At 59.9% G+C, this 6595-nt stretch carries 6 protein-coding genes; 1 reads left to right on the forward strand and 5 read right to left on the reverse strand.

Annotated features, from left to right (window positions below):
• Positions 1–379 precede the first annotated feature (379 nt).
• Positions 380–2656, forward strand: a complete 2277-nt coding sequence (locus ACW9HW_RS28195) for a nitric-oxide reductase large subunit (protein WP_457402601.1) — start codon at positions 380–382, stop codon at positions 2654–2656.
• A 50-nt stretch (positions 2657–2706) separates the two neighbouring features.
• Here ACW9HW_RS28195 and ACW9HW_RS28200 read toward each other — a convergent pair whose 3' ends face one another.
• The 5 genes from ACW9HW_RS28200 to ACW9HW_RS28220 all read right to left on the reverse strand — a co-directional run bounded on the left by ACW9HW_RS28200 (position 2707) and on the right by ACW9HW_RS28220 (position 6357).
• Positions 2707–3153: an Hsp20 family protein gene (locus ACW9HW_RS28200; RefSeq protein WP_095193298.1), complete on the reverse strand. Its 447-nt coding sequence runs from the start codon at positions 3151–3153 to the stop codon at positions 2707–2709.
• 131 nt (positions 3154–3284) lie between these two features.
• The gene (locus ACW9HW_RS28205) at positions 3285–4244 is read right to left on the reverse strand and encodes a tRNA dihydrouridine synthase (RefSeq protein WP_457402603.1); all 960 of its coding nucleotides are present in this window, start codon (positions 4242–4244) and stop codon (positions 3285–3287) included.
• A 213-nt stretch (positions 4245–4457) separates the two neighbouring features.
• Positions 4458–4907, reverse strand: a complete 450-nt coding sequence (locus ACW9HW_RS28210) for an acyl-CoA thioesterase (protein ID WP_457402605.1) — start codon at positions 4905–4907, stop codon at positions 4458–4460.
• 48 nt (positions 4908–4955) lie between these two features.
• A complete protein-coding gene (locus ACW9HW_RS28215; RefSeq protein ID WP_095193295.1) occupies positions 4956–5789 on the reverse strand; it encodes an alpha/beta fold hydrolase in 834 nt (277 codons plus the stop codon).
• A gap of 28 nt (positions 5790–5817) precedes the next feature.
• A complete protein-coding gene (locus ACW9HW_RS28220) occupies positions 5818–6357 on the reverse strand; it encodes a TetR/AcrR family transcriptional regulator (protein ID WP_095193294.1) in 540 nt (179 codons plus the stop codon).
• Between the last annotated feature and the right edge of the window lie 238 nt (positions 6358–6595).

The following is a 6595-nucleotide window of genomic DNA, read 5'->3' on the forward strand; positions in this document are numbered from 1 at the left end:
CAGTCAATATTGATGTCGACTGACACTCTGTCTTCGCGAGCAGGCTCGCTCCCACATTGGCTTCAGGTGCTTACAAAGAAAGTTCGCAGGCGAGCCGTAATCCTCGGACAAGCCCGCTTTCATACCTGTGTATGAATCGCTTAAACCCACACATGACCCCACTGACCCTGTGTACGAGTGACGTCGTACCGGGTGCGACTTACATTGAGACCACGCATTCGGTCGGCAGACAAACGTCTCGCCCCGCCGATGAATGATCGCGGCAGCCGATCATTCTCCCGTGCAATACCCAGGCCACTCTTCCCGATCACAGGGCCGGGTTTTCTGCGCCCGCATACCCGTTATGCGGGCGTTTTTTTTGGAACATTGAGGTGATTCCATGGGTGAATACCGCAAATTATGGTGGTCGCTGATTGGCGTCCTCGGCGTAACCTTCTGCCTGCTCGGATGGTTCGGCCGCGAGATCTATCGGCAGGCACCGCCCATTCCCGAGCAGGTGCAAAACGTCGAAGGCAAGACCCTGTTCCGAGCCTCCGACATCCTCGACGGCCAGACCGCCTGGCAGGGCATTGGCGGCATGCAGCTGGGCTCGATCTGGGGTCATGGCGCCTATCAGGCGCCGGACTGGACCGCCGACTGGCTGCACCGCGAGTTGCTCGCCTGGCTGGACCTGGCGGCGCAGCAGACTTACGGCAAGGCTTACCAGGCCATCGACGACGATCAGCAGGCTCTGTTGCGTCATCAACTCAAACGCGAGTACCGCGGCAACCGGCTGGTGAACGGCACCCTGGTGCTCAGCGAGCGCCGCGTGCAAGCCATCGCGCAAACCGCTGCGTATTACCATGCGCTGTTCGGCAACGACGTTTCGCTGCACGGCAGCCGCGAAAGCTTCGCCATGAAAGAAAACACCTTGCCCGACGCCGCGCGACGCCAGCAGTTGACGTACTTTTTCTTCTGGACCGCCTGGGCCGCCGCTACCGAACGCGACGGCCAGGACGCGACCTTTACCAACAACTGGCCCCACGAACCCTTGATCGATAACCACCCGACCGCCGAAAACATCGTCTGGTCGATTGTCAGCATCGTCGTGTTGCTGGCGGGTATCGGTTTCCTGGTCTGGGGCTGGGCATTCTTGCGCAACCACGAAGAAGGCGAGCCCAAGGTCCCGGCCAAGGATCCATTGAGCCTGATCAAACTCACACCTTCGCAAAAGGCCCTGGGCAAGTACTTGCTGCTGGTCGGTGGGCTATTCGGCTTCCAGGTATTGATGGGCGGGGTGACGGCGCATTACACGGTCGAGGGCCAGGATTTCTACGGGCTGCCGCTGTCGAAGTGGTTTCCCTACTCGCTGACCCGGACCTGGCATTTGCAGAGCGCCATGTTCTGGATCGCCACCGGCTTCCTCGCAGCGGGCCTGTTTCTGGCGCCGTTCATCAACGGCGGCAAAGACCCGAAATGGCAGAAGCTCGGCGTCGATGTGCTGTTCTGGGCGCTGGTACTGGTGGTTGTGGGGTCGTATGCAGGCAACTTCCTCGCCATCGCGCAATTGATGCCACAGGACTGGAGCTTCTGGCTGGGGCATCAGGGTTACGAATACGTAGACCTGGGCCGTCTGTGGCAAATCGCCAAGTTTGCCGGGATCGTGTTCTGGCTGGTGCTGATGTTGCGTGCCATGGTTCCTGCCCTGCGTCAGCCCGGTGATAAAAACCTGCTGGCGCTGCTCGCGGCGTCGGTGGTGGCCATCGGTCTGTTCTACGGCGCGGGCCTGTTCTACGGCGAGCGCACCAACCTGTCGGTCATGGAATACTGGCGCTGGTGGGTCGTGCATCTGTGGGTCGAAGGTTTCTTTGAAGTCTTTGCCACCACCGCCCTGGCCTTCATCTTTACCAGCATGGGCCTGGTTTCCAAGCGCCTGGCCACCACCGCCACCCTCGGCTCGGCCTCGCTGTTCATGCTCGGCGGCGTTCCCGGCACGTTTCACCACATCTACTTCGCCGGCACTACCACGCCAGTGATGGCCGTGGGCGCAACTTTCAGCGCGCTGGAAGTGGTCCCGCTGATTCTGCTGGGGCACGAAGCCTGGGAAAACTGGCGCCTGAAAGAACGCGCAACCTGGATGGCGCAGATTCGTTGGCCGCTGCAATTCTTCATCGCCACGGCGTTCTGGAACATGCTGGGTGCCGGTGTGTTCGGCTTCCTGATCAACCCGCCGATTGCGCTGTTTTACATCCAGGGCCTGAACACTACGCCCATGCATGCACACGCGGCCTTGTTCGGGGTTTACGGCTCGCTGGCGCTGGGCTTCAGCCTGCTGATCCTGCGTTACCTGCGACCGAACCTGCAGTTCAACGACCGACTGATGAACACCGGGTTCTGGTGGCTCAACGGCGGCCTGATGCTGATGATCGTCACCAGCCTCCTGCCCATCGGCATCCTGCAGTTCTACGCGAGCGCCAGCCAGGGCTTGTGGTACGCCCGCAGCGAAGCGTTCATGCAGCAGGACCTGCTGCAAACCCTGCGCTGGGTCCGCACCTTCGGCGACATCGTGTTTCTGGTGGGTGCCTTTGCCGTGATCTGGCAAATCGCCGGTGGCTTACTGTTTTCGTCCCGGCATCCGCGTGTCGTGGAAGCGGCGACAGTCAGCCGGCAGCGTTAAAACGCAGGTACAAAAAAGGGCGCCAACGGCGCCCTTTTCATTGCTTCGGCTTAGTGTTGCAGAGCCGGCTTTTGCGTCCCGTTGATCGGGATGCGTTTGGCTTTCGCCTCTTCCGGAACAACCCGCAGCAGATCGATGCTCAACAGCCCGTTGCTGAGGCCGGCGGCCTTGATTTCGATGTGATCCGCCAGGCGGAAGGACAGTTTGAAGGCACGCTGAGCGATGCCTTGATGCAGGAAGGTCACGCCTTCGTTGGCATCACGTTTGCCGCCACTGATGGTCAGCACACCCTTTTCCACTTGCAGCTCCAGGTCGTCTTCCTGGAAACCGGCTGCCGCCACGACGATGCGGTATTGGTCGTCACCGTGCTTTTCGACGTTATAGGGTGGATAGGTGCTGCCTGGCTCGTTGCGCAGGGCGGTTTCGAACAGGTCGTTGAAACGGTCGAAGCCTACCGAGGAACGGAACAGAGGCGCCAGGGAAAATGCAGTACTCATGATTCAAATCTCCTGAAAACAATCAGCAAGGTTTTTTGTCTCCGCGACCCGAATTCGGCATCGCGTAACCCTTAGATAGGGACCGCTGATTGCATTTCAAGAGTTTTTTTCGGTTTTTTTTAACAATAGGTTCAGGCTGCTTCAGCCATCGGCAGCCCCAGCAAACGCGAAACCTGATCCAGCTCGGTCTCGCGCCGCAAGACAGTGAACAGCTCAACCGCTTCGGGGTAATTGCGCGTCAGCATCGCCAGCCACTGCTTCAATCGTCCCGGCGATTGACGTGGCGTCATCTGTGCCTTGGCTTGCAGCCAGAAGTCCTGGAGCAGCGGCAGCAGTTCGGCCCAGGTCATCTCGACAACCTCCTCGCCGGCACGCGCCGCGGCGATTTGCCGGGCCAGATCCGGACGCGAAACCAGACCGCGGCCCAGCATGATGTCTTCCACGCCGCTGATCTCGCGGCAACGGCGCCAGTCTTCAACGCTCCAGATATCGCCGTTGGCAAACACCGGCACCTTGACCACGTCCTGTACCCGCGGAATCCATTCCCAGTGTGCCGGAGGCTTGTAGCCGTCGGTCTTGGTCCGCGCGTGAACCACGATGTGCTCCGCGCCCCCTTCGGCCAGGGCGGTGGCACACACCAGCGAACCGTCCGGGCTGTCGAAGCCCAGACGCATCTTGGCCGTCACCGGAATGTGCGCCGGAACGGCGCGACGGACATGTTCGACGATCCGGTTCAGCAGCTCAGGCTCCTTGAGCAGCACCGCGCCACCACGGGATTTGTTCACGGTCTTGGCCGGGCAGCCGAAGTTCAGGTCGATCACTTCCGAGCCCAGCTCACAGGCCAGCGCGGCGTTTTCCGCCAGGCAAACCGGGTCTGAACCCAACAATTGCACGCGCAGCGGCACACCGGACGCGGTTCGGGCACCGGTCAGCAGTTCAGGGCCGAATTTGTGGAAATAGGCCGGCGTCAGCAGTTGATCGTTGATCCGGATAAATTCGGTCACGCACCAATCGATACCGCCCACACGGGTCAGTACGTCGCGCAGGATGTTGTCGACCAACCCCTCCATGGGCGCCAAAGCAATTTGCATGAAAAACACACTCAACGAAAAACGTGCGGCAGTTTACTGGTTTCGGAGGGAATCTGCAGAACATCGCAGATCACCCCGTGGGAGCTGTGCCGAGCACAAAAAGTCCCGATCACCCCAATCAACTGTGGGAGCGAGCCTGCTCGCGAAAGCGGCGTATCAGTCGGCATCAATATTGAATGTGCCGTCGTCTTCGCGAGCAAGCCCGCACACATTTTAGATTTTGGCGGTGTCCAATATCTGTAACGCCGGACCATAGCCCTCAATGAACTCCGCCGGCATGCGCTTGGGCTTGCCCGTGGACAGTTCGATGCAGACGAAGGTGGTTTGCGCGCGCAGCAACGTCGAATTGTCGCTGGGGCGCTTCAATTGGAAATGGCGGGTCATTTTCAGTCGCTGGTCCCAATCGACGATCCACGTCGCCAATTGCAGTTCGTCGCCTTCATAGGCGGCCGCCAGGTAATCGATCTCATGCCGCACCACCGCCATCGCCCGGTCCAGTCGACGGTATTCGACCAGATCCAGGCCAAGGCGTTGGGAGTGGCGCCAGGCACAGCGTTCGAGCCAGGTCACATACACCGCGTTGTTGGCGTGCCCCAGGCCGTCGATATCCTCGGCGCCCACCTGCAGATCAATAATAAATGGCGTTGCCCGATCCCAGCCCATGCCCCACTCCCGGTCAGATGATTTCGACCGGGGCAGTGTAACGGATGCTCAGGCCGATTGGCGCGATTGCAGGCTACGACCGGCCAGCAGTGATAACACGCCATCAATGACCCGCGGATCAGCAAGGACCCGCTGATGACCACCCTCCTCCAGGCGCAACAGGCGGCTGTCGAACCAGGCTTCGTGGATCAATTGCGATTCCTTGACCGGGACGAAATTGTCGTCCTCGGCATGGACAATCAGACCAGGCATGTCCAGTTGATAGTGCGCGACATCCAGCGTGGCAGCACGCATGCCAACGTCCTTCTCGACCTGGCGAATGAATGCCGAACGGGCTTTCGGTGGCAATCGCACATAGCGGGCAAAACCACGGAGTACGCCGAGGATCCGCGCCGGCGCGGCGATGCTGACCAGCGTTTCAGTCCGCAAGCCCAGTTGCACGGCAAGCATGGCACTGGCGCCGCCCATGGAATGGCCGATGACAGCCTGCAGCGGCGGTAATTCGGCGGCGGCTTCGAGCATGGCACGGGCAAACAACACGACATTCGCCTCGGTGCCCGGAGAGCGACCGTGTGCCGGACCATCGAGGGCAACCACGGTGTAACCGGCATCGACGAGCGCGGTGATAAGGCTGGCAAACTGCGTTGGCCGACCTTCCCAGCCGTGCATCAGCAACACCGCCGGCCCCTGCCCCCAACGCAACGCCGAGAGACCGAAACGCAAAGTGATCCGTTCGGACTTTGCCAGCAACGGCAATTCCCAATCACGCGGTGGAAAATCTCGCGGCGTCATGAACGCCAATCGCATTTTGCTTGCGACCAGTTTTGGAGCAAACCAACCCAAGGTGCCATTAACGCCACGAACCCACTTCAACGTGCTCATCGCTGTCTCCCAAGGCTTTGCCTTCAGGTCAACGCACCGCAGACTTGGCGGCGCGAAGCAATCGATCGGATAAATCACCAGGACCCAGCGCCCGTGCAAGCGCCAGACCGCCCACCATCAAGGCCATGTCGGCCAAAGCTTTGTCGATATCTTCAGGACTGGCCGCCAACTGCGCGACCATCAACTCCAAATGCTCGTTCAGCGCGATCCGGAACGTCTCAGGCAGACGTCCGAGCTCGCCGATCGAGGCCGGGATCGGGCACGCAGACTCGCTGGAATCACGGTGTTTGCGTGACAGATAGAACGCAGCGACCAAGGCGCGACGCTCTTCACCGGTCAACTCGGCATCCATGTCGGCAATCAAGTCACGACGGCGACCCAGCAACTGCTTGAACGCCTCCAGCATCATCGCGTCCTTGCTTTCGAAGTGCGCATAGAAGCCGCCGACGGTCAGGCCGGCCGCGCCCATCACTTCGCCCACGCTCGGTTCGGCCGGGCCACGCTGGATCAGCGCTGCGCTGGCGGCCTTGAGAATGCGTTCGCGGGTTTGAGCTTTTTTATCGTTCATCGTTGCCTCCGAATATTACGACTAGAATATTATTCTCATAATAATTTTCTGCAAGTCGTGGATGTGACCGCTGGTCTGAAGAACAGTTTGAAAGAAATGGGGGATTTGGCCAAACGCCAGACAAACAAAAGGGCCATTCAATAATTGAATGACCCTTATAAAATCCCGCAGAGCGGGTAATCGTGGCGTCCCCTAGGGGACTCGAACCCCTGTTACCGCCGTGAAAGGGCGGTGTCCT

It is taken from the genome of Pseudomonas sp. SDO5532_S415 (genome assembly GCF_054071155.1).